The 20,829-nt window shown below is 71.6% G+C and carries 23 protein-coding genes; 15 read left to right on the top strand and 8 right to left on the bottom strand.

What is annotated here, in order from left to right:
* Nucleotides 1–65: 65 nt before the first annotated feature.
* The 4 genes from ACGH48_RS18270 to ACGH48_RS18255 are packed head-to-tail and all read left to right on the top strand — an operon-like array spanning nt 66 to nt 3,742.
* A complete protein-coding gene (locus ACGH48_RS18270) occupies nt 66–713 on the top strand; it encodes an ABC transporter permease (RefSeq protein WP_396289633.1) in 648 nt (215 codons plus the stop codon).
* Nucleotides 700–1,977 (top strand): ABC transporter ATP-binding protein, encoded by a 1,278-nt coding sequence (locus ACGH48_RS18265; protein ID WP_111083580.1) that lies wholly within the window; start codon nt 700–702, stop codon nt 1,975–1,977. The genes ACGH48_RS18270 and ACGH48_RS18265 overlap by 14 nt, the downstream gene beginning before the upstream one ends.
* Nucleotides 1,974–2,735 (top strand): ABC transporter permease, encoded by a 762-nt coding sequence (locus ACGH48_RS18260; protein WP_111083579.1) that lies wholly within the window; start codon nt 1,974–1,976, stop codon nt 2,733–2,735. The genes ACGH48_RS18265 and ACGH48_RS18260 overlap by 4 nt, the downstream gene beginning before the upstream one ends.
* Nucleotides 2,732–3,742 carry a glycine betaine ABC transporter substrate-binding protein gene (locus ACGH48_RS18255; protein ID WP_396289632.1) on the top strand — a complete coding sequence of 337 codons (1,011 nt, stop codon included), beginning with the start codon at nt 2,732–2,734 and terminating at the stop codon, nt 3,740–3,742. The genes ACGH48_RS18260 and ACGH48_RS18255 overlap by 4 nt, the downstream gene beginning before the upstream one ends.
* On the opposite strand, the gene ACGH48_RS18250 is transcribed toward ACGH48_RS18255, so the two are convergent.
* Nucleotides 3,729–4,358, bottom strand: a complete 630-nt coding sequence (locus ACGH48_RS18250; protein ID WP_396289631.1) for a TetR/AcrR family transcriptional regulator — start codon at nt 4,356–4,358, stop codon at nt 3,729–3,731. The two genes, ACGH48_RS18255 and ACGH48_RS18250, sit on opposite strands and share 14 nt — an antisense overlap.
* An 80-nt stretch (nt 4,359–4,438) precedes the next feature.
* On the opposite strand from ACGH48_RS18250, the gene ACGH48_RS18245 reads away from it, so the two are divergent.
* From ACGH48_RS18245 to ACGH48_RS18235, 3 genes are read left to right on the top strand one after another with little or no spacing between them, the layout of a single operon-like run.
* Nucleotides 4,439–5,185: an ABC transporter ATP-binding protein gene (locus ACGH48_RS18245; protein ID WP_123311530.1), complete on the top strand. Its 747-nt coding sequence runs from the start codon at nt 4,439–4,441 to the stop codon at nt 5,183–5,185.
* On the top strand, nt 5,182–6,459 hold the full coding sequence (locus tag ACGH48_RS18240) for an ABC transporter permease (protein WP_340197422.1): 1,278 nt from the start codon (nt 5,182–5,184) through the stop codon (nt 6,457–6,459). The genes ACGH48_RS18245 and ACGH48_RS18240 overlap by 4 nt, the downstream gene beginning before the upstream one ends.
* A 26-nt stretch (nt 6,460–6,485) precedes the next feature.
* Nucleotides 6,486–7,013 carry a GNAT family N-acetyltransferase gene (locus ACGH48_RS18235; RefSeq protein WP_396289630.1) on the top strand — a complete coding sequence of 176 codons (528 nt, stop codon included), beginning with the start codon at nt 6,486–6,488 and terminating at the stop codon, nt 7,011–7,013.
* A gap of 32 nt (nt 7,014–7,045) precedes the next feature.
* Here ACGH48_RS18235 and ACGH48_RS18230 read toward each other — a convergent pair whose 3' ends face one another.
* Nucleotides 7,046–7,321, bottom strand: coding sequence for a hypothetical protein (locus tag ACGH48_RS18230; protein ID WP_340197424.1), 276 nt, complete (start codon nt 7,319–7,321; stop codon nt 7,046–7,048).
* 102 nt (nt 7,322–7,423) lie between these two features.
* On the opposite strand from ACGH48_RS18230, the gene ACGH48_RS18225 reads away from it, so the two are divergent.
* Genes ACGH48_RS18225 through ACGH48_RS18215 form a run of 3 tightly spaced genes read left to right on the top strand, consistent with a single transcriptional unit; the run spans nt 7,424 to nt 10,026 of the window.
* Nucleotides 7,424–8,092, top strand: coding sequence for a hypothetical protein (locus ACGH48_RS18225; protein WP_111083572.1), 669 nt, complete (start codon nt 7,424–7,426; stop codon nt 8,090–8,092).
* A gap of 39 nt (nt 8,093–8,131) precedes the next feature.
* A complete protein-coding gene (locus tag ACGH48_RS18220; RefSeq protein ID WP_396289629.1) occupies nt 8,132–9,577 on the top strand; it encodes a phytoene desaturase family protein in 1,446 nt (481 codons plus the stop codon).
* Between the two features lie 5 nt (nt 9,578–9,582).
* On the top strand, nt 9,583–10,026 hold the full coding sequence (locus ACGH48_RS18215; protein WP_123311539.1) for an SRPBCC family protein: 444 nt from the start codon (nt 9,583–9,585) through the stop codon (nt 10,024–10,026).
* A gap of 136 nt (nt 10,027–10,162) precedes the next feature.
* Here ACGH48_RS18215 and ACGH48_RS18210 read toward each other — a convergent pair whose 3' ends face one another.
* Nucleotides 10,163–10,981, bottom strand: a complete 819-nt coding sequence (locus ACGH48_RS18210; RefSeq protein WP_396289628.1) for a shikimate 5-dehydrogenase — start codon at nt 10,979–10,981, stop codon at nt 10,163–10,165.
* Nucleotides 10,982–11,060: 79 nt separating this feature from the next.
* Between ACGH48_RS18210 and ACGH48_RS18205 the strand changes: the two genes are divergently transcribed.
* The 3 genes from ACGH48_RS18205 to ACGH48_RS18195 all read left to right on the top strand — a co-directional run bounded on the left by ACGH48_RS18205 (nt 11,061) and on the right by ACGH48_RS18195 (nt 13,749).
* Nucleotides 11,061–11,999, top strand: coding sequence for an NADP-dependent oxidoreductase (locus ACGH48_RS18205; RefSeq protein WP_396289627.1), 939 nt, complete (start codon nt 11,061–11,063; stop codon nt 11,997–11,999).
* A 111-nt stretch (nt 12,000–12,110) separates the two neighbouring features.
* The gene (locus ACGH48_RS18200; protein WP_123311541.1) at nt 12,111–12,305 is read left to right on the top strand and encodes a PspC domain-containing protein; all 195 of its coding nucleotides are present in this window, start codon (nt 12,111–12,113) and stop codon (nt 12,303–12,305) included.
* 55 nt (nt 12,306–12,360) lie between these two features.
* Nucleotides 12,361–13,749, top strand: coding sequence for an L-serine ammonia-lyase (locus ACGH48_RS18195; RefSeq protein ID WP_396289626.1), 1,389 nt, complete (start codon nt 12,361–12,363; stop codon nt 13,747–13,749).
* Nucleotides 13,750–13,810: 61 nt separating this feature from the next.
* Here ACGH48_RS18195 and ACGH48_RS18190 read toward each other — a convergent pair whose 3' ends face one another.
* The 5 genes from ACGH48_RS18190 to ACGH48_RS18170 are packed head-to-tail and all read right to left on the bottom strand — an operon-like array spanning nt 13,811 to nt 18,501.
* On the bottom strand, nt 13,811–14,647 hold the full coding sequence (locus tag ACGH48_RS18190) for a class II fructose-bisphosphate aldolase (protein ID WP_396289625.1): 837 nt from the start codon (nt 14,645–14,647) through the stop codon (nt 13,811–13,813).
* The gene (locus ACGH48_RS18185; protein ID WP_396289624.1) at nt 14,644–15,603 is read right to left on the bottom strand and encodes a 1-phosphofructokinase family hexose kinase; all 960 of its coding nucleotides are present in this window, start codon (nt 15,601–15,603) and stop codon (nt 14,644–14,646) included. The genes ACGH48_RS18190 and ACGH48_RS18185 overlap by 4 nt, the downstream gene beginning before the upstream one ends.
* The gene (gene nagA / locus ACGH48_RS18180) at nt 15,600–16,721 is read right to left on the bottom strand and encodes an N-acetylglucosamine-6-phosphate deacetylase (RefSeq protein ID WP_396289623.1); all 1,122 of its coding nucleotides are present in this window, start codon (nt 16,719–16,721) and stop codon (nt 15,600–15,602) included. Before nagA ends, ACGH48_RS18185 begins: the two co-directional genes overlap by 4 nt.
* A complete protein-coding gene (locus ACGH48_RS18175) occupies nt 16,718–17,623 on the bottom strand; it encodes an ROK family protein (RefSeq protein WP_396289622.1) in 906 nt (301 codons plus the stop codon). Before ACGH48_RS18175 ends, nagA begins: the two co-directional genes overlap by 4 nt.
* Nucleotides 17,623–18,501 carry an SIS domain-containing protein gene (locus ACGH48_RS18170; RefSeq protein ID WP_222658878.1) on the bottom strand — a complete coding sequence of 293 codons (879 nt, stop codon included), beginning with the start codon at nt 18,499–18,501 and terminating at the stop codon, nt 17,623–17,625. Before ACGH48_RS18170 ends, ACGH48_RS18175 begins: the two co-directional genes overlap by 1 nt.
* Before the next feature lie 132 nt (nt 18,502–18,633).
* Between ACGH48_RS18170 and ACGH48_RS18165 the strand changes: the two genes are divergently transcribed.
* Together ACGH48_RS18165 and ACGH48_RS18160 are read left to right on the top strand one after the other, a co-directional pair.
* Complete coding sequence (locus ACGH48_RS18165; RefSeq protein ID WP_165901013.1) at nt 18,634–19,422, top strand: DeoR/GlpR family DNA-binding transcription regulator; 789 nt, start codon at nt 18,634–18,636, stop codon at nt 19,420–19,422.
* A 148-nt stretch (nt 19,423–19,570) separates the two neighbouring features.
* The gene (locus ACGH48_RS18160) at nt 19,571–20,821 is read left to right on the top strand and encodes a Gfo/Idh/MocA family protein (RefSeq protein ID WP_396289620.1); all 1,251 of its coding nucleotides are present in this window, start codon (nt 19,571–19,573) and stop codon (nt 20,819–20,821) included.
* The last annotated feature ends 8 nt before the right edge of the window (nt 20,822–20,829 follow it).

Below are 20,829 nucleotides of genomic sequence, written 5' to 3'. Positions count from 1 at the left end.
GCTTTGGCGCAGCTTGTGCCCCGACCCGTGGGCAGTTCGGCCGACCGGAAGGGGAGCGCCCACCCGTGTTCCAGTACGTCGTGGAGCGATGGAGCCAGATCTGGTTCTCGTCGTGGCAGCACTTCTCGCTGGTGGTCCAGTGCACGGTGCTCGCCACGGTCATCGCCGTGGTGCTCGCCACACTCGTCTACCGCAGCCCCCGGCTGACCTCCGTCGCGAACGGGGTGTCCGCCATCGGCCTCACCCTGCCGTCCTTCGCGGTCATCGGCCTGCTCATCGTCCCGCTCGGCTTCGGCGTCCTTCCCTCGGTGGTCACCGTCGTCTTCTTCGCCGCCCTGCCGATCCTGCGCAACGCGGTCGTCGGCCTCGCCGAGATCCCGCCCAGCGTCGTCGAGTCGGCGCGGGGCATCGGCATGAGCCGTTTCCGGACCCTCGTGCAGGTCGAACTGCCGATGGCCTGGCCGATCATCCTGAGCGGTGTCCGCGTGTCCGCACAGATGGTGATGGGCATCGCGGCCATCGCCGCGTACGCCCTCGGTCCCGGGCTCGGCGGCTTCATCTTCTCCGGACTCTCGCGCCTCGGCGGCGCGAACGCCCTGTACTCCGTGGTCGTCGGGGTGATCGGCGTCGTCCTGCTCGCCCTCGTCCTCGACCTGCTCCTCATCGGCCTCGGCCGCCTGACCGTCTCGAGAGGTATCCGTGTCCAGCACTGACTCCGCCACCACCACCGCGCCCGACGGGGACGTCACCGGCCGCAGCATCCTGCTCGACGAGGTCACCAAGCGGTACCCCGGACAGTCGAAGCCCGCCGTCGACGGCATCACCCTCGAGATCCCCGCCGGCAAGATCGTCATGCTCGTCGGCCCGTCCGGCTGCGGCAAGACGACCACGCTCAAGATGATCAACCGGCTGATCGAGCCCACCGAGGGCCGCATCGTCGTCGGGGACGACGACGTGACCGGCATCGACGCCGACGAGCTCCGCCGCCGGATGGGTTACGTCATCCAGGCCGGCGGGCTCTTCCCGCACATGACCGTCGCCGCGAACATCGCGATCGTGCCGAAGATGCTCGGCTGGTCGAAGGAGAAGATCGCGGCGCGCGTCGACGAGCTGCTCGACCTCGTCTCGCTCGACCCCGACACCTACCGCGACCGCTACCCCCGCGAACTCTCCGGCGGCCAGCAGCAGCGCGTCGGTGTCGCCCGGGCGCTCGCCGCCGACCCGCCCGTCCTGCTGATGGACGAGCCGTTCGGCGCGGTGGACCCGATCACCCGGCAGCGTCTGCAGGACGAGCTCCTGCGCATCCAGGAAGAGCTGCACAAGACGATCGTCATCGTCAGCCACGACTTCGACGAGGCCGTGAAGCTCGGCGACTGGATCGTCATCTTCACCGAGGGTGCGCACATCGTGCAGTACGACACCCCGGAGCGGATCCTGGCCGAGCCGGCGAACGAGTTCGTCGAGAACTTCATCGGCTCGGGCGCGGGGCTGAAGCAGCTCACCCTGAACCGCGTCCGCGACGTCGAGGTCGTCTCCGCGGTGACCTGCTCCCCCGGCGAAGAGGCGAAGGCCGTCCTGCAGCGCATGCAGGAGGCCGGGGGTCACGGGCACGCCGTCGTGGTCGACCGTCGGCAGCGGCCGATCGGCTGGCCGTCGCGCCGGCAGCTCGAGCGCCTGGACCGGATCCCGGACGGCGTCGACCCGGAACTGCCGATCGTGGGCGAGGCCTCGACGCTCAACGACGCGCTCGACACCATGCTCGTCTCCAGCGCGGGCGCCGCACTCGTCACCGGTCGGGGCGAGGCGTTCCGCGGTGTCATCACGGTCGAGGTCGTCATGGAGGCCATCACCCGGTCGCGTGCGGCAGCCGCTGACGACCGCGCGTACACGCCGGTCGGCACGAACACCAACCAGATCGAGACGCTGCCGTCCTCGCCGGCGGCGCCCGTGATCGCGCCCTCCGGGGAAGACCTGTGAGCGCTGTCGCCGCCGGACCCGCCACCGGCGCCAGCACGTCCTGGAAGGGCTTGCTGTTCCAGCCGATCGCGATCCTCGTCGTGCTCGCCGGGTTCGCGATCTGGCTCGCCACGGCGGACCTGACCCCGACCGAGCGCACGACGCTCAACCCGTCGGACATCCTGGCGCTCACCGGGCAGCACCTGGTGCTCACGCTGCAGTCGACGGTGCTGGTGCTCGTCATCGGCATCCCGCTCGGCATCGTCCTCACGCGCGGACCGCTGCGCCGGGCGAGCCCGTACGTGCTCGCCGTCGCGAACTTCGGGCAGGCGGCCCCCGCGGTCGGCCTGATCGTGCTGCTCGCCGCGTGGCTCGGCCTGAACAGCTGGTCCGCCGTGGTCGCGCTCGTGCTCTACGCGATCCTGCCGGTGCTCCGGAACACCATGATCGGTGTGCAGAGCGTCGACTCGCGGCTCGTGGAGGCCGGCCGTGGCATGGGCATGAGCGCGTTCAGCGTCCTGATGCGCGTCGAGCTGCCCCTCGCGGTGCCGGTCATGCTGTCCGGCATCCGGACGGCCCTCGTGCTGCTCGTCGGTACCGCGAGCCTGGCCACCTTCGTCGGTGCCGGTGGTCTCGGTCTCCTCATCACCACGGGCGTGACGCTCTTCCTGCCGAAGGTGCTCGTCGCCGGGGCGCTGCTCGTGGCGCTCCTCGCCCTCTCCATCGACTGGCTCGGCCGCGTGGTCGAGACCGTCGCACGTCCGAAGGGACTCCGATGAACCGCCGTACCCGCCGCCTCCGCCGCGGGGCCGCCGTCGTGCTCGCCGGCACCACCGCGCTCGTCCTGGCCGGCTGCGGTCTGCAGCCCGCGACGTCCTTCGTCCCCGAGGCCGGTCCCGGCACCATCGAGCGCATCGACGACCTGCCGGACGGTGCCCACATCACCGTGACGTCGAAGAACTTCACCGAGCAGCTCGTGCTCGGCAAGATCGCCGTGCTCGCCGCGAAGGCCGCCGGGTTCGACGTCACCGACGAGACCAACGTGCCGGGCAGCGTCGCCGTCCGCGAGTTGATGACCTCGCACGGTGCGGACTTGACCTACGAGTACACGGGCACCGCCTGGCTGACCTTCATGGGCCACGCCGAGGGGATCCCGGACAAGACCGAGCAGTGGGAAGCGGTCAAGCAGGAGGACGCCGGCAACGGGCTCACGTGGCTCGACCCGGCGCCGATGAACAACACCTACGCCTTCGCGGTCCGCGACGAGGCGGTCGAGGAGCTCGGGGACGTCACGACGCTCTCCGACATCGCGAAGCTGCCCGTCGACGAGCGCACCTTCTGCGTGGAGTCGGAGTTCAACTCGCGTGCCGACGGGTTCAAGCCGATGCTGAAGAAGTACGGCTTGGAGCTCGGCGGTTCGGGCGACAACGGGATCCCGAGCGACAACGTCAGCATCCTCGACACCGGCACGGTCTACACGGCCACCGACCGCGGCAAGTGCAACTTCGGCGAGGTCTTCACCACCGACGGCCGCATCAAGTCCCTCGGCCTGACCGTGCTCGAGGACGACAAGGGATTCTTCCCGGCGTACAACGTCGCCCCGGTCCTCGACTCGGCCACGCTCAAGGAGTACCCGCAGCTCGCCGACGTCTACGACCAGATCTCGCCGAAGCTCACCGACGCCGTGCTGCAGGAGCTGAACCGTCAGGTCGACGTCGAGGGGCGCGAGCCGGCCGACGTCGCCTTCGACTGGATGGTCAAGGAGGGCTTCATCACGAAGCCGTGATGCGGGCCGCGGCGTCGCGGATCGACGCGACCACCGCGGCACGCACCTGCTCCGGGTCGGAGCCCTCGTGCCGGGCGGCGCTGCGCAGTCCCGTCATGCACATGCCGAGCAGCATCTCGGCCGCCTGCGGGGTCGCGGCGTCCGGCCCCCAGGCGGGATCGCGTTCGAGGATCGTGCGCACCGCGCCGGTCATCGCCTCGGCGACCGTGGTCATCCGCGCGACCTGGCGGCGCATCAGCTGCGGGAACCGCACGATGACCTCCTTGCGCTCGAGTCGCTCGTGCTCGTCGCCGAACGACGAGCCGAACACCAGGAACGCCAGGTCGACCACGGCCTGCGCCGCCGGCTCCCCCGCGACGGCGGCCAGGTGCGCGTCGAGGGTGGCGGGGTCGAGGTCGAGCTCGGTGTGCCCGAGGACCGCGTCCTCCTTGCTCTCGAAGTAGTTGAAGAACGTGCGCGGTGACACCTCGGCACGGGCGGCGATCTGCTCGATCGTGGTGCGGTCGATGCCCTGCTCGAGGGCCAGCGACCGAGCCGCCTCCGCGATGCGGTTGCGGGTCTCGATGCGCTTGCGGTCGCGCAGACCCATCTCGGTGGCGGGAGTGGTGTCGGGCATGGCCCGACTGTAACCGGAACGTCACATGATCTACAGCAAACGCAAACTTGCAGTCGTGCACCGGACACTACGGTGGGGCCATGACCACTCCCGTGCTCGAGGCCCGTGACCTCGCCAGGACCTACGGCCGAGGCCCGACGCGGTTCGACGCGCTCAAGGGGGTGTCGCTCCAGGTGCACCAGGGCGAGAGCCTTGCGATCGTCGGCAAGTCCGGCTCGGGCAAGTCGACGCTCATGCACCTGCTCGCACTGCTCGACAAGCCGTCGACCGGGCAGGTCCTGCTCGACGGCACCGATGCGGCGACACTCGGTGCGCGGCAGGTGAACCGCACGCGCAACAGCACCTTCGGGTTCGTGTTCCAGCAGTTCTTCCTGACCCCCAAGACCTCGGTGCTCGACAACGTCGTGCTCCCCCTCAAGATCGCCGGCGTCTCCGGTGCCGAGCGGAAGCGCCGCGGCATGGCGGCGCTCGAGTCCCTCGGCCTCGCCGACAAGGCGAAGAACGACGCCAACGACCTGTCCGGCGGGCAGAAGCAGCGCGTGGTCATCGCACGCGCACTGGTCGGCGAGCCGAGCGTCATCTTCGCCGACGAGCCGACCGGCAACCTCGACACGAACACCGGGCAGGTGGTCGAGGACATGCTCTTCGGCCTGCAGCGCGAACGCGGGATCACGCTCGTCGTGGTGACCCACGACGAAGAACTCGCCGCCCGCTGCGACCGCAGCGTCAACGTCCGCGACGGACTCATCGTCGGCGGATCGGACGGCGTGCCCACGGCCGGCGCCGCCGTCGACCAGCAGGCCACGCACGGAAGGCACTCCGCATGAACTTCCTCGACCTGCTCCGCACCGCGGTCGCGAACACCTTCCGGTCGAAGCTGCGCACGACCCTGACGGTCATCGCGATCTTCATCGGCGCCTTCACGATCACGCTCACCTCGGCGATCGGCACGGGCGTCAGCAACTACATCGACACCCAGGTCTCCTCGATCGGCGACACCGGTTCCCTGACCATCACGAAGGCCGTCGACACCGCGTCGACCGACAGCGGCCCGGCGGAGTACGACCCCGACGAGTCCGGCCAGAGCGTCGACCGTGGTCCGGCGTCGTTCTCGTACCTGTCGCAGTCCGACGTCGACGACATCCGCGCGATCGACGGCATCAAGAGCATCCGTCCGGCGGTCGCCCTCGCGCCGAAGTACGCCGAGCACGGTGACGACGGCAAGTACGTCGTCTCGCTCACGGCCAACGCCGGCGAGCTCGACGCCGACCTGGCGAGCGGGAAGCAGCTCGACGACGACACCGACGCGAACCAGGTGATCCTGCCGACGAACTACCTGGAGAACCTCGGACTCGGCAGTGCGAAGGCCGCCATCGGCAAGGAGCTCACCTTCGCGGTGGACGACTACCAGGGCAAGGAGCACACCCTCACCGCCACGGTGGTCGGTGTGCAGAACGAGTCGCTGTTCGGCGGCGGTGCCGGGGCGAACGCCGCGCTCACCGACGCGATGCAGGCCGCGCAAGAGGTCGGCAAGCCGGACTCGATCGCGACCTCGTACGCCAGCGCCACCGCGACGCTCGACTCCGGGGCATCCGCGACCACGGTCAAGAAGGCGCTGTCGGACGACGGGTTCCTCGGGCAGACCATCCAGGACCAGCTCGGTCAGTTCCAGACCGTCATCAGCGGCATCGTCGGGGTCCTGAACGCCTTCGCCGTCATCGCCCTGGTGGCGGCGGGCTTCGGCATCATCAACACGCTGCTCATGAGCGTGCAGGAGCGCACCCGCGAGATCGGCCTGATGAAGGCCATGGGCATGGGCGGCGGCAAGGTGTACACGCTGTTCTCGCTGGAGGCGGTGTTCATCGGGTTCCTCGGCAGCGCGATCGGTGCCGGTGTCGCGATCCTGCTCGGCACCGGGATCTCGAACGTCCTGGCCGGCACGCTCCTCAAGGACCTGCCGGGGCTGCAGATCATGCAGTTCGCGCCGAGTTCGGTGGCGACGATCATCCTCGTTGTGATGTTCATCGCGTTCCTCGCCGGCACCCTCCCCGCACGCCGCGCCGCGCGGCAGAACCCGATCGAGGCGCTCCGGTACGAGTAGCGCCCGGCGTGCATAGTCTCTGACGGGTGGCGGCATTCGGGCGGGACCTCGGCGACGGGTACACGCTGACGCTGCGCGACCTGACGACGGTCGACCAGGTGCTCGAACTCGTGCGCGCGAACCTGGGCAGACTGCGGGCCGCGGAGCCGTGGGCATGGGACCCGCAGGACCACGAGACCATCGGGCTGCACACCGAGCGGCTGCTCGGCCAGTTCGCGATGGACCGTGCGCTCCCCTGCGTCATCCGGTCCGACGACCGGATCGTCGGGGTGGCGTCGCTGACTTTCGACCCGTACCTGGGCCAGGCGTCCCTCGGCTACTGGGTGGACGCCGGACACGAGGGCCGCGGTGTCGCGGGGCGGGCCGCCCGCGTGCTGGTCGAGGTCGCGCGGGCACGCGGCACCGCACGGCTCGAGATCCGGACCGGCGTCGACAACGTCCGCAGCCGCACGCTCGCCGAACGGCTCGGGTTCGCCCACGAGGGGACCCTGCGGGGTGCGCTGCCGCTCGGGCCCGTCCGCGCCGACGTCGCCGTCTACGGCCTGCTGCTCTAGGCGAGGATCCCCGCCTCCCCCGTGCGCGTGCGTCAGGAGCCCTGCGTCGCACCCAGCCAGACCGCGAACACACCGCCGACGACCGCCAGCACGAGCAGCAGGATCCAGACGGCCAGCGCGACGAGGTTCAGGAAGATCCCCCACCCCGCGCGACCACGGGCGAGCGGTTCCCGGCTCCGGGATGCGACCCCCAGGCACAGCCCGACGATCGGTGCGACGAACGTCCATCCGGCGAGCAGCGAGCAGATCCCGAGGACCAGGCTCGCCGTCCCGAGACCGGTGCGGGGGGATTCCGAGTACGTGACCATGCACCCGACGCTACGGAACCGCTCGGGGTGCGTCGTCCCTCCAGGGCCTGATCCGGGTCCGCCTGCGGACGGATGGTCACCCGCCGCCGGTATCGTCGGAGCATGGCCTTGTTCGGACGACGCAACCACGACGTGCGCGATCGACCCATCAGCCAGGTCGAACTGAAGCGTGCCGTCGACGAGGGCTTCCTCATCGCGAAGGCCGCGGTCACGATCGCGGTCGGCAACCGGATCATCACGAACGCCCTGCGTGACCAGGGCTACTTCGACCACGCGCTGATCGCCGAGGCTGCGCGCGAGGAACTCCACCGCATGGCCGAGGAACAGCGGGGCGACGCTGCCCGCATGCGGGAGATCCGGTCGACGTCGAGCAAGTCGAAGGGTCGCTCACGCCACCAGCACGACTACCGGCGGGGCGACGACCTCAAGCTCCGCACGCGTGAGGCGACGTACGAGCAACTCGCGACGATGCTCGACAAGCGCCGCGACGACCAGCACTTCGTCGACGGCATCGTGCTCGCTGCCCGCGCCCGAGCCTGGGACGACATCGGCACCACGGTCGTCGGGCGTCTCGGCTGGGCCCAGCGTCCGGCCGACGACTACGAGATCGGCCGTGACGACCGCCTGCAGCAGATGCTCGACGAGGACTTCGCGACGTTGCTGGCCGAGCACCCCGTGGGCTCGACCCCAGTCGACGCCGACGAGCCCGACGACGCCGACGGCGACGAGGACGGCTCCGACCCGGCTGACCCCGACGTCGCTCGCCCCTGACCGGGACCACGCGCAGACACGAGTCCCTAGGCTCGGACCATGGTTGATGCGGTGGTCGTCGGGGCCGGACCGAACGGACTCGCGGCGGCGGTGACGCTCGCCCGTGCGGGCCTGTCCGTCGAGGTCGTCGAGCGGAACGACACGATCGGCGGTGGTGCCCGCACCGCGGAGCTCACGCTGCCGGGGTTCCTGCACGACGTCTGCTCGGCCGTGCACCCGATGGCGCTGCAGTCCGAGTTCTTCCGGCTGTTCCGGATGGAGGAGCGCATCGAGCTCCGCCTGCCCGAGGTGCAGTACGGGCACCCGCTCGACGGCGGTCGCGCGGGCATCGCGTACCAGGACCTCGAGCGGACGGCCGCCGAGCTCGGTGTGGACGGCCCCGCCTTCCGGAACCTGATGGGTCCGCTCGCCCGTTCCGCCGACCAGGTCGCCGACTTCGCGACCGACGCCCTGCTGCACGTGCCACGGCACCCGCTCACGGTGCTGCGGTTCGGCCTGCGCGCCCTCGAGCAGGGCAGCAGCGCCTGGAACGCCCGCTTCCGGCAGGACGCCGCGCCGGCGATGGTGTCCGGTGTCGCCGCACACTCCATCCAGCACATGCCATCGCTGTCGACGGCCGCCGCGGCACTGTCCCTCGGCGCCTACGCACACGCCCGCGGCTGGCCCGTGCCGATCGGCGGCAGCCAGTCGATCGTCGACGCGCTGGCCGACGACCTCGTCGCGCACGGCGGTCGCATCGTCACCGGGCACGAGGTCCGGTCCCTCGGTGACCTCACTCCGGCGAAGGCGGTGCTGTTCGACACGAGCGTGCCCGGCATGCTGCGGATCGCCGGTTCGCAGATCCCGACGCCGAAGCGCGGTGCGCTCCGCCGGTTCCGGTTCGGCAACGCGGCTGCGAAGGTCGACTTCGCACTGTCCGACCCGGTGCCGTGGACGAACGAGGCGCTGCGCATGGCCGGCACCGTGCACATCGGTGGGACGCGAGCCGAGATCGCCGCAGCGGAGGGCTCGGTCGCGCACGGCCGGCACGCCGAACGGCCGTACGTGCTCGGTTCGGAGCCGACCGTCGTCGATCCGACTCGTGCGCCGAAGGGCAAGCACGTGTTCTGGGCCTACGCGCACGTGCCGGCGGGGTCCGACGTCGACCAGACCGAGGCGATCACGCGGCAGGTCGAGCGGTTCGCACCGGGGTTCCGCGACACGATCCTGCAGTCGTCGAGCCGCACGGCGGCGCACATGTCGGACCACAACCCGAACTACGTCGGCGGCGACATCGCCGCCGGTGCTGCGAGCTTCTGGCAGCTCGTGAAGCGCCCGGTGCTGTCCAGCGACCCGTGGCGGATGGGCGGCGGCATGTACCTGTGCTCGGAGTCGTCCGCGCCCGGCCCCGGTGTGCACGGCATGGCTGGATGGCGTGCCGCGAAGAGCGCGCTCCGGCACACCTTCGGGCTGCCCGACGACGTCGACCTCACCCCGGAAGGCTGAACACCATGGCCAAGAACGTCCGCATCCTGCACTGCTCGCCCGAGGACGTCTTCGACGTGCTCGCCGACGGCTGGCTCTACACGACCTGGGTGGTCGGCGCCTCACGCATGCGCGCGCAGGAGCCCGGGTGGCCGCAGGTCGGCACGCACCTGCACCACTCGTTCGGCGCGTGGCCGGTCGTCATCGACGACGTCACGACCTCGTTGGTGTGGGACCCGCCGCACCGCATGGTGATCCAGCCGAAGGGGTGGCCGATCGGCGAGGCACGCGTGGAACTGACCGTGGAGCCGCACCGCAAGGGCTGCAAGGTGACGATCGTCGAGAACGCGGTCGCCGGTCCGGGCTCGTACGTCCCCGACTTCCTCATGCAGCCGCTCATCTGGGTCCGCAACCACGAGACGTTGCGCCGGCTCGGGTGGGTGGCCGTCGGACGCGCGGCGAACGCCTGAGACGTCCCCACGGACGGACGGGAGGCACGGTGCCAGCTGGCACCGTCCCTCCCGTCACGGCCGTCGTGCCGCTGGCGCGTCACGCCGGAACCGGCGTGTGGGGCCCACCTCCCGTCCGTCCTCGTGGTCGCGTCGACTACTCGGCGCGCGAGAACTCGCTGGCGCGCGCCACCTGGTCGTCGGTCAGGGCGACGCCCGTGTAGCGCTCGAACTGGCGTGCTGCCTGCAGCGCGATGACCTCGGCTCCGGTGACGACGTGCTTGCCGGCCTGGTGGCCGGCGCGGACCAGCGGGGTCTCCGACGGGAACGCGACCACGTCGAAGACCGTGTGGGCCGCCTCGATCCGGTCCTGGGCGAAGGCGAGCGCGTCCTGCTGGTCACCGCGCATGCCGAGGGGCGTGACGTTGACGACCAGGTCGGTCTCCCCCGCCTCGCGCTCCTCGGCGACCCACTCGTAGCCGTACTGCGACGCGAGTGCCGGGCCGGTCTGCTCGTTGCGGGCGACGACCGTCAGGTGGTCGAAGCCGGCGCCACGGAACGCCGCGGTGACGGCCTTCGCCATGCCGCCGGAACCGCGGAGCAGCACGCGTGACGTGGTGTCGACGTCGTGCGAGGCGAGCAGTGCGGCGATCGCCTCGTAGTCGGTGTTCGACGCGGTGAGCACGCCGTCGTCGTTCACGACCGTGTTCACCGACTGGATGGCGGCGGCGGACTCCTCGATGTGGTCGACGAGCGGGATGATCGCCTCCTTGAAGGGCATCGACACCGAGCAGCCACGGATGCCGAGGGCACGGATGCCGGCCACGGCGCCGGGCAGGTCGGTCGTGGTGAACGCCTTGTACAGGAAGTTGAGCCCGAGCTCGTCGTACAGGAAGTTGTGGAACCGAGTGCCGATGTTGCTCGGCCGGGCCGCGAGCGACATGCAGACCTGCATGTCCTTGTTGAGGATGGGCATGTCGCCCAGTCTCCCACCGTCGCGCCGATGGAGCGGTCCACGCGGACCGTTCGTCGTGCTCGGGGTACCGTCGGACGCGATGACTGTGATCCCGGAGACCATGCGCGCTGTCCGCTTCGACGAGTGGGGAGACCGGTCCGTGCTGCACGTCGCCGAGGTCCCCGTCCCCGAGGCCTCCGCCGGCCGGGTGCTCGTGCGCGTCCGCGCCGCCGGCATCAACCCCGGCGAGTCGGCGATCCGCCAGGGGCTGTTCGACGGCGGGTCCGCAGACGCGCTGCCGTCCGGACAGGGCACCGACTTCGCCGGGATCGTCGTGGCGGTCGGCGAGGGCGTCGACGGCGTCGACGAGGGTGAAGAGGTCCTCGGGTGGTCGTGGGACCGCGCGAGCCAGGCGGAGTACGTGTCGGTGCCGGCCGAACAGGTCGTGCAGAAGCCGCGACTGCTCGACTGGACCGTCGCCGGCGGGCTCGACATCGTCGCGACGACCGCGGCCGCCGCCGTCCGTGCCGTCGATCCCCGACCCGGCGAGACCGTCGTCGTGTCCGGGGCTGCCGGTGGTGTCGGCGGGTTCGTCACCCAACTGCTGACGAACGAGGGCATCGACGTCATCGCGATCGCGTCCGAGGCGAACCACGAGTGGCTCCGGTCGAAGCGAGCACGACCCGTCGCGTACGGCGAGGGCCTGCAGGAGCGGATCACCGAACTCGCGACCAACGGCATCGACGCCGTCATCGACACCTACGGACCCGAGTACGTGCACCTGGGGATCGCCCTGGGCGTGCCGGTCGACCGCATCGAGACGATCATCGCGTTCGAGGCCGCCGCCGAGGTCGGTGCGAAGGCATCCGGCAGTGCGGACACGGCCGACCCCGAGATCCTCGGCGCCCTCGCGATGCAGGTGGCGAACGGCGAGGTCGAGGTGCCGATCGCGGCGACCTACCCGCTCGACCGGGTGCAGGACGCCTACGAGCAGCTCGAGCAGCGGCACACGCGCGGGAAGATCGTGCTGATCCCCTGACGGGTGCCGCGGGTCGTTCGGCGGCTCGGGGTGCGGCCGGGGGTTTCCCCCACTGCGCTCCGGGTGTGGCCCGGATGTTCGGGCGCCCCGAGACTGCGTAACGTCGTCCCCATGAGCACACTCTCCCGTCCCCGCAACGGCCGCATCCTCGCCGGTGTCTGCGCCGGCCTCGCCGACCGCTTCGGCCTGTCCCGGACCCTCGTCCGCATCGGCTGGGTGATCCTGAGCCTCTTCCCCGGCCCCTTGTGGATCGCCTACGTCGTCCTGTGGTTCGTGGTGCCGGCCGAGGGCAACGCCCGCCGCTGAGACTCGGCGCGGCCAGTCCGAGAGCTGGTCCGTCCGGACGGGTTAGTGTGACGGCGTGCCGGTCTCCGTCTTCGATCTGTTCAGCGTGGGTGTCGGTCCCTCGAGCTCGCACACCGTCGGGCCGATGCGGGCCGGTGCCGAGTTCGCCACCCTGGTGGCCGGGCTCCCGGTCGCGTCCGTCGCCGTCGACCTGTACGGCTCGCTCGCGTCGACCGGGCAGGGCCACGGCACCCTCGGCGCCGTGGTCGCCGGCCTGATGGGGTCCCACCCCGAGACCGTCGACCCGGACGCGATGTCAGCGGCGCTCGATGCCCTCGAACGGGACGGCGTGCTCCGACTCGACGGCGGAGCGACCGTACCGTTCCGGCTCGCCGACATCGTGCTGCACCCCCTGACCATGCTGCCCCGGCACCCGAACGCCATGCGGCTGCGCGCCCGTGACGCATCCGGTGCCGACCTGGCCGACGAGACCTACTACTCGATCGGCGGCGGCTTCATCGCGCGCGACAGCGAGGGCGAGGGCGACGGGGCCGTCGTCGCGGGCGCGGCGATCCCCGTCGACGACCGTGTCCCCTTCCCGTTCTCGAGCGGCGCCGAACTGCTGGCCGCCTGTGCCGCGTCCGGTCTGCCGATCAGCGGGGTGGCGCTCGCCAACGAGTCGGTCACCCGGACCGACGCCGACGTCCGCACCGGACTGCTCGGCATCCACGCCGTCATGGACTCGTGCGTCGAGCGCTCCGTCCGACGGGACGGCTGCCTGCCCGGCGGCCTCGACGTCCGCCGCCGCGCCAGCACCTGGCACGAGCAGCTCACCCGCGAGGACCCCGACCACGACCCGCTGTTCGCCATGGAGTGGGTGAACCTCGTCGCCATGGCGGTGAACGAGGAGAACGCCACCGGTGGCCGGGTCGTCACCGCACCCACAAACGGCGCCGCCGGCATCATCCCCGCGGTCCTGTACTACGCGCTGACGTACGTCCCCGCGATCACCGCCGCGCACCGCGACGACGCCGTGGTGCGGTTCCTGCTCACCGCGGGCGCCATCGGCTCGATCTACAAGGAGCGTGCGTCGATCTCCGGGGCCGAGGTCGGGTGCCAGGGCGAGGTCGGATCCGCCGCCTCGATGGCGGCCGCCGGGCTCGCCGAGGTCCTCGGGGGCACACCGGAACAGGTCGAGAACGCTGCCGAGATCGCCATGGAGCACAACCTCGGCCTGACGTGCGACCCCATCGGCGGCCTGGTGCAGATCCCGTGCATCGAGCGGAACGCGATCGCGGCGAACAAGGCGATCAACGCCGCACGGATGGCCCTGCGCGGGGACGGCGTGCACCACGTGTCACTCGACCAGGTCGTCGAGACGATGCGGCAGACCGGGGCGGACATGTCGTCGAAGTACAAGGAGACCGCCATGGGCGGGCTCGCGGTGAACGTCCCGCTCTGCTGAACGGGCTCCCTGTCGCTGCAGGCGCAGGCGCAGGCGCTGCTCGCGCTGTCGCTGCTTCCGCTCAGCCGTGCAGGAGCGTCAGCAGTCGTGCGGTCTCGGTGGAGATCGCCTCGCGCCCCGCCGACACGTACTTCCGCGGGTCGACCAGGTCGGGGCGCTCGTCGAGCACGGTGCGCAGGGCACGGGTGAACAGGCCGTTCAAGTGCGTCGAGATGTTGATCTTCGTCATGCCGGCCTGCACCGCGCCGCGCAGTTCGTCGTCGGACAGCCCCGATGAGCCGTGCAGGACCAACGGGACCGGCACCGCGGCATGCAGGCGTTCCACCAGGTCGCGGTCGACCGAGGCCTCGCGGGTCTGCATCGCGTGCGACGTCCCGACGGCGACGGCCAGGGCGTCCACCCCGGTGTCGGCCACGAACGCGGCGGCGTCGGTCGGGTCGGTGCGGACGCCGGGAGCGTGCACACCGTCCTTGCCGCCCACCTCGCCGAGCTCGGCCTCGATGGCGACGCCGGCGGCGTGACACCGCACCGCGAGGTCGTGGGTGGCGGCGACGTTCGCCGCGAAGTCCAGGTGGGAGCCGTCGTACATGACGGAGTCCACGCCGAGGTCGATCCCGGCGGCGACGAGGTCCGGGTCCTCGATGTGGTCGAGGTGGACCAGGACGTCGACGTCGGCGGCCCGGGCGATCGCCTGGGTCGCGGTCGTGATCGGCGCGAGCCCGCCGTGGTACCGGACGCAGTTCTCGCTGATCTGCAGGATGACGGGCAGCCCGGCCCGCTCGGCCCCGGTGACGATGGCCTCGGCGTGCTCGAGCAGGACGACGTTGAACGCGCCGACCCCACGGTGTGCCGTGCGGGCGGTGTCGAGCAGGCCGGTCAGGGCCAGGTCGGTGATCATGCTGGGGTCCTCGTTCGGTCGGGGTGGGTCAGGAAACGGTGGACGTCGGCGGGGTCGACCTCGCCGGCCACCGGGCGCAGGACGGCGGCGGCCCCGTGGGCGGCGGCGGACCGGAGGGCCCGGAGCAGGGTGTCGTCGGCGAACGGTGCACCGGGGCCCTGCCGGGTACCCGCGCCGACCAGAGCGCCGACCAGACCGGCGGTCGCCGCGTCGCCCGCGCCTGTCGGGTTGCCGGACACACCGGGTACCGCCGGGACCTCGAGCACGTGGTCCGCGGTGTGGGCGGCGATGCCGTGCGCCCCGCGGGAGACCACCACGACACCGGCACCGAGTTCCAGCAGCCGGAGCGCGCCGGCGCGCTCGTCCGTGGCACCGGTGGCCTCGAGCAGTTCCTCGCGGTTCGGCTTGCAGACCGTGGCGCCGGCGCTCGCCGCCGCCAGCAGTGCGGCACCGGAGCAGTCCACGACGCTCAGGACGCCGTGCCCGTGAGCCGTGGCGACCCAGCTCGCGACGACGTCGGGCGCGGTTCCGCTGGGCAGCGAACCGGACACGACCAGGGCGGTGGTGTCGGCGTCGGCGAGCAGTCCACCGACCGCCGTGGCGACGGCGTCCCACTCGACGGCCGTGAGCACCGGGCCGGGCTCGCCGAACATCGTCGGGTGGGCGATGTCGTCGACCACGGTGACCGTCGTGCGGGTCGTACCGGACACCACGACGTCGGTGTGGTCGAGGCCCAGGCGGTCCAGCGCGTCCGAGATCCAGCGGCCGGGCGTCTCCCCGAGGGGCAGGACCGCGTGCGTCGCGACACCGGTCGCCGCCAGGACCCGGCCGACGTTCAGGCCCTTGCCGCCCGGGTGCCGTGCGACGTCGAGCACCCGCTGGGTCTCGCCGATGCGCTGTTCGGCGACCCGGTACGTGACGTCGACGGCGGGGTTCGGTGTGACGACGACGATCACGCGACCACCGCCGGTGTCAGGAGCGGCTGTACCGAACCGGTGTCGGGATCGAGGACCAGGAGGTCGGCGGGTGCGCCGACCGTGAGCGGCGCCGGTCGACCGAGCAGCCCAGCCGCGCGGGTGGCAGAGGCGGCGACGACCTCGGGCACCGCGACCCCGCTCGTCGACAGTCGGCGGACCGCGTCGGCGACGGTGATCGTGCTGCCCGCCAACGAGGACCCGTCGGCGAGCATCGCGACACCGCCGCGGACGGAGACCGCGGACCCGGCGATGGTGTGGTCGCCGTCGGGGCAGCCCGTCGCCGACATCGCGTCGGACACGAGGACCAGGCGGTCCGGTGCGCTCCGCTGGACGAGCCCGATCGTGGTCGGGTCGAGGTGGTGCCCGTCGACGATGCACTCGAGCAGGACCCGGTCGTCGGTCAGGGCGACCCCGACCGGCCCCGGCAAGCGATGGTGCAGCGGCGGCATGCCGTTGAACAGGTGCGTGACGAGCGTGGCGCCGGCGTCGATCGCACGGCGGGTCTGCTCGGCGGAGGCGTCGGTGTGTCCGATCGCCACGACGATCCCGGCGGCGACGAACCGCGCCACGGTCTCCAGGGCGCCGGGGAGCTCGGGGGCGAGCGTGACGATCCGCAGCGCGCCGTCGGCGGCCGCCAGGTACGCGTCGACCTCGAGGGGGTCCGGGGCGTGGAGCAGGTCCATCCGGTGGGCTCCGCGGCGGGCCGGGGACAGCCACGGCCCTTCGAGGTGCAAGCCCGCCAGCGTTCCGTCCGAGGTGAGTGGTCGAAGGCGCGTGAGCGCTGCGACGGTGTCGTCGGGGCGTCCGGTGGCGATCGAGGCGACGAGGGTCGTGGTCCCCCGCGACCGGTGGTGCGCCGCCGCTGCCCGGCCGTCCTCCGTGGAACAGGTCGCGAAGTCGTGGCCGAGGGCGCCGTGGGCGTGCAGGTCGACGAAGCCCGGTACGACGGTGCCCTCGACGGTGACCGCAGTGCCTGCGGGCGGCGGTGTGCCGGTACCGACCGCGAGCACGGTGGCGTCGTCGCCGAGGAGGATCCAGCCGTGGTGCAGGTCGTGGGCAGCGGTCACGATGCGCGGCGCGCGGACGAGCGTGGTCACAGCAGGACCCCGCTCTCGAGCAGCCGCCGAGCGAGCATGCCCGCGCCGATGGCTCCGGCGGCGTCGCCGTGGGCGGCCGGCAGGACCTCCGGAGCGCGGACCCCGACGAGCCGTTCGGCCACCGCCGTGCGCAGCGGCCCGAACAGCAGCGGGCCGGACTCGGCGAGTCCCCCGCCGACGATGACGGTGTGGCACCCGGCGACCGCGGTCGTCCACGCGAGCGCGTCAGCGAGGACGGCGACGCAGTCGTCCCAGACGGCGGTCGCCACGCGGTCGCCGTCGCGCACCCGGAGCATGGCTGCGTGCGCCGATGCGGAGCCGGAGCGGCGTGCGACTCCCCCGGCCGACGCGATCTCCTCGACCCGGAGCCCCGCGTGCGGTCCGGACGGGATCAGCACCTGGCCGATCTCCCCCGCCCATCCGCCCCCGGACACCACCTGCCCGTCGACGACCAGCGCGCTGGCCAGCCCGGTGCCGACGGGCACGAAGGCGACCGATCCGCGGGACAGCGCCGTGTCGCCGGTGTGGGTCTCGGCGAGGGCGCCGGCGCGGACGTCGTGGCCGAAGGCGATCGGGACGTCGATGCCGCGGCGGACGAGCTCGGCCTGCACGAGGCCACGGACCGGCACGTCCTGCCATCCGAGGTTCACCGCGAGGACGACGGTGCCGGCGGCCTCGTCGACGACACCCGGCGTGACGAGCCCGACGGCGTCGAGACGACCGCGGTCGAGCGCCCGGGCTGCCAGGTCGGCGACGGCGACGGCGAGTCGGTCCCCCGACGGGTCGTCGCGCGGCGTCGGGACCCGGGTCTCGTCCAGGACGAGTCCGTCGGTGTCGGTCAGCCGAGCCTTGGTGCCCGTGCCGCCGACGTCGACCCCGAGCACCGCGCCTGCGCCCGCCATCAGGTGAGGATGACCGACCGCGTCAGCGAACGGGGGTTGTCCGGGTCCAGCCCGCGACCCTCGGCCAGGGCGACGGCGAACCGGTGCACGACGACGAGCCCGGCGATCGGGTCGAGGTCGTGCTGCACGAAGCGCGCACCGGTGGCGGCGACCTCGTCGGAGAGCCCCTGCGGCGCGGCACCGAGCGACCAGACGAGCCGGCCGGGCTGCGCGATGGCGATCGGCCCGTGCCGGTAGTCCATCGCCGGGTAGGACTCGGCCCAGAACTGTGCGGCCTCCCGCGTCTTGAGCGCGGCCTCGAACGTCAGACCGACCGCGGCACCACGGCCCACGAAGGAGACCTGCTCGGCGTCGAGCAGGTCGTCGATCGGCACCGTCAGGGCGGTCTCGGCCTGGGTGGCGAGGGCGTCGACGTCGTCGCCGATCGACGCGCGCAGCAGGGCGAGCGCCGTGGTGGCGAACCGGGTCTGCACGACGGAGCGCTCGTCGGCGAAGGGCAGTGCGACCACGTCGTCGGCGACGGCTGCGGCGGGGCTGTCCGCGACGGCCGTGATCAGGACGGTGCGCTGCGACGGCAGGGCCTGCAGCAGGTCGACGATCTCGGTCGTGGTGCCCGAGCGGCTGATGGTGAGCACGCGGTCGTACTCGCGCGATGCGGGGTACTCGGAGCCGGCGAAGGCGTCGGTGACCCCGAGGCCGGCCTGTTCACGGGCGACGGCGTAGCTCATCGCGATGAACCAGCTCGTGCCGCAGCCGATCACGGCGACGCGTTCGCCGGGCTGGGGGAGCGCGTCCGAGAAGGTCGGCAGGAGTGCTGCGGCGGCGCGCCAGGTCTCCGGCTGGGAGGCCAGTTCGGCGCTCACGAAGGTGTCGGTCATGGGAGCCTTCCGGTCCGGTTCGATCCGGGTGATCGATGATCAGGAAGCGTAGCGAGCGATCGTGCGCGATGGAAGACCAAAGCGTCAATTCCGATCACCGAGCGGTCGCGATGGCACCGTAGGATGGCCGTCATGACCCCCCAACAGCGGCTGAACGCCCTGCTCGAACTGGTGAGCGAACGCGGCAACGTGTCGATCGCCGAGATCGGGGAGCTGCTGGGGATCTCGGCGGCGACGGCCCGACGGGACCTCACGACGCTCGCCGACCAGCGGCTCGTGACGCGCACGCACGGGGGAGCAGCGGCGCTCGGGGCCGGCTACGAACTGCCCCTGCAGTACAAGATCGCGCGCCAGGCCGAGGCGAAGACCGCCATCGCCCGCGCCGCCGCACGACTGGTGCAGCCCGGCGAGACCGTCGGGCTCAACGGTGGCACCACCACGACCGAGGTCGCTCGTGAACTCGGCAAGAGCGAGCGGTTCATCCGGGCCGACGGCGAGTTCGGGATCACCATCGTGACGAACGCGCTCAACGTCGGCTACGAGCTGTCCGTCCGCGCCAACGTCAAGATCGTGGTCACGGGCGGGGTGGCGCGGCGGCAGTCGTACGAGCTCGTCGGACCGCTCGTCCGGGACACCCTCGACGAGTTCGCACTCGACCTCGTGGTCCTCGGGGTGGACGGCCTGACCGGGCAGTACGGCGCCACGACCATGCACGAGGGCGAGGCCGAGGTCAGCCGGCACTTCGCGTCGGTCGGGCGACGGGTCATCGTGGTCGCCGACTCGACCAAGATCGAGCGGTCGACCTTCGCCAGGATCTGCCCGCTGGACCGCATCGACGTCCTGGTCACCGACCAGCCCGTACCGCCGGCCTTCGCAGCCGACCTCGCCAGCGCCGGCGTGGAGCTCGTCGTCGCCGACTGAGCAGGCGGACGAGCGCCCGGATCCCGGGCGCGACGTTTCGATCGTGTAAAACCCTCCCGCCGTGGACCCATGAGCGATCCGTGAGCGCCTATTGTGCATTCATGATCGATTCGGCATCATGGGCGTCACAATCACGCAAGGGAGCGAGATGAGCATGGGCGTTGACAACGGGATCCTCCGCGTCGCGGTGATCGGCATGGGCCAGCGGTCCGCCATCGCACGGCACGTCGCCGAGGCGGTCGCCGCGGAACCGGCACTGCGGGCGCAGGTCGTCGCCGTGGCGGACGTCACCGCAGCGGGCCGCGAGCGCGGGCGGGCCGAGTACCCCGACGCGCTGGTGGTCGAGCACCACCGGGACCTCACCGGCCAGGTCGACGCCGCGATCGTGACCACCCCGGACCGGACGCACGCCGAGATCGCGATCGACCTGCTCCGCGCGGGCATCGCCGTCTACCTCGAGAAGCCCCTCGCCATCACGGTCGAGGATGCCGATGCGGTCCTCAACACCGCCGCCGAGACGGGCACCCCGCTCTACGTCGGCCACAACTTCCGTCACGCGGCCGTCGTCCGCCTGATGCGCGAGATCGTCGACCGCGGCGAGATCGGCGAGGTCAAGGCCGTCTGGTGCCGGCACTTCGTCGGCAACGGCGGGGACTACTACTTCAAGGACTGGCACGCCGACCGCGCCAACGTCAACTCCCTGCTCCTGCAGAAGGCCAGCCACGACCTGGACGTCATCCACGCGCTGGGCGGCGGCGACACCAGCCGCGTCGTCGGCATGGGCTCGCTGTCCGTCTACGGTGACGTCACCGACCGGAGGGACCGCAGCGGCGAGCTGATGGGGGACTGGTTCTCCCACGACAACTGGCCGCCGCTCGCCCAGACCGGGCTGAACCCCGTCGTCGACGTCGAGGACGTCTCGATGGTCATGATGACGCTCGACAACGGTGTGCAGGCCAGCTACGAGCAGTGCCACTTCACCCCGGACTACTGGCGGAACTACACGGTCATCGGCACCGAGGGCCGCCTCGAGAACATCGGCGACACCGGCGGTGGCGTCGTGAAGGTCTGGACGCACCGTCGTGGCTGGGACACCGCGGGGGACCGCGAGTACCCGATCGACGGCGTCGAGGACGGCCACGCCGACGCCGACCTGATCACCATGACCGAGTTCCTGCGGTCCGTCGCCCTCGGCGAACCGACGGAGCTGTCCCCGATCGCTGCGCGCGCCGCGGTCGCCGCCGGTGCCCTGGCGACCCGCTCGCTGCGCACCGGCTCCGTCCCGATCGACGTCCCGCCGCTGCCGGCCGAGACGATCGCGCACTTCAGCCGGCCCGCCGCACCCTCCACACGACCCGCTCCGCACCCCACCCACCCCGCCCAGACCGTCGGTTCCTGACGGCCGTG

Origin of the sequence: Curtobacterium pomorum (assembly GCF_044497295.1) — a bacterium.
In the GTDB taxonomy this organism is placed as follows: Bacteria; Actinomycetota; Actinomycetes; order Actinomycetales; family Microbacteriaceae; genus Curtobacterium.
The sequence above is the reverse complement of the archived record's forward strand: the minus strand, read 5'-3'. Positions and strand labels throughout refer to the sequence as shown.

Excerpts from the sequence above, each read along its gene's own strand:
- ACGH48_RS18255 (WP_396289632.1), top strand. The coding sequence starts at position 2,732 with ATGAACCGCCGTACCCGCCGCCTCCGCCGCGGGGCCGCCGTCGTGCTC.
- ACGH48_RS18250 (WP_396289631.1), bottom strand. The coding sequence starts at position 4,358 with ATGCCCGACACCACTCCCGCCACCGAGATGGGTCTGCGCGACCGCAAG.
- ACGH48_RS18245 (WP_123311530.1), top strand. The coding sequence starts at position 4,439 with ATGACCACTCCCGTGCTCGAGGCCCGTGACCTCGCCAGGACCTACGGC.
- ACGH48_RS18240 (WP_340197422.1), top strand. The coding sequence starts at position 5,182 with ATGAACTTCCTCGACCTGCTCCGCACCGCGGTCGCGAACACCTTCCGG.
- ACGH48_RS18230 (WP_340197424.1), bottom strand. The coding sequence starts at position 7,321 with ATGGTCACGTACTCGGAATCCCCCCGCACCGGTCTCGGGACGGCGAGC.
- ACGH48_RS18225 (WP_111083572.1), top strand. The coding sequence starts at position 7,424 with ATGGCCTTGTTCGGACGACGCAACCACGACGTGCGCGATCGACCCATC.
- ACGH48_RS18220 (WP_396289629.1), top strand. The coding sequence starts at position 8,132 with ATGGTTGATGCGGTGGTCGTCGGGGCCGGACCGAACGGACTCGCGGCG.
- ACGH48_RS18215 (WP_123311539.1), top strand. The coding sequence starts at position 9,583 with ATGGCCAAGAACGTCCGCATCCTGCACTGCTCGCCCGAGGACGTCTTC.
- ACGH48_RS18210 (WP_396289628.1), bottom strand. The coding sequence starts at position 10,981 with ATGCCCATCCTCAACAAGGACATGCAGGTCTGCATGTCGCTCGCGGCC.
- ACGH48_RS18205 (WP_396289627.1), top strand. The coding sequence starts at position 11,061 with ATGACTGTGATCCCGGAGACCATGCGCGCTGTCCGCTTCGACGAGTGG.
- ACGH48_RS18200 (WP_123311541.1), top strand. The coding sequence starts at position 12,111 with ATGAGCACACTCTCCCGTCCCCGCAACGGCCGCATCCTCGCCGGTGTC.
- ACGH48_RS18190 (WP_396289625.1), bottom strand. The coding sequence starts at position 14,647 with ATGATCACCGACCTGGCCCTGACCGGCCTGCTCGACACCGCCCGCACG.
- ACGH48_RS18175 (WP_396289622.1), bottom strand. The coding sequence starts at position 17,623 with ATGGCGGGCGCAGGCGCGGTGCTCGGGGTCGACGTCGGCGGCACGGGC.
- ACGH48_RS18170 (WP_222658878.1), bottom strand. The coding sequence starts at position 18,501 with ATGACCGACACCTTCGTGAGCGCCGAACTGGCCTCCCAGCCGGAGACC.
- ACGH48_RS18165 (WP_165901013.1), top strand. The coding sequence starts at position 18,634 with ATGACCCCCCAACAGCGGCTGAACGCCCTGCTCGAACTGGTGAGCGAA.
- ACGH48_RS18160 (WP_396289620.1), top strand. The coding sequence starts at position 19,571 with ATGAGCATGGGCGTTGACAACGGGATCCTCCGCGTCGCGGTGATCGGC.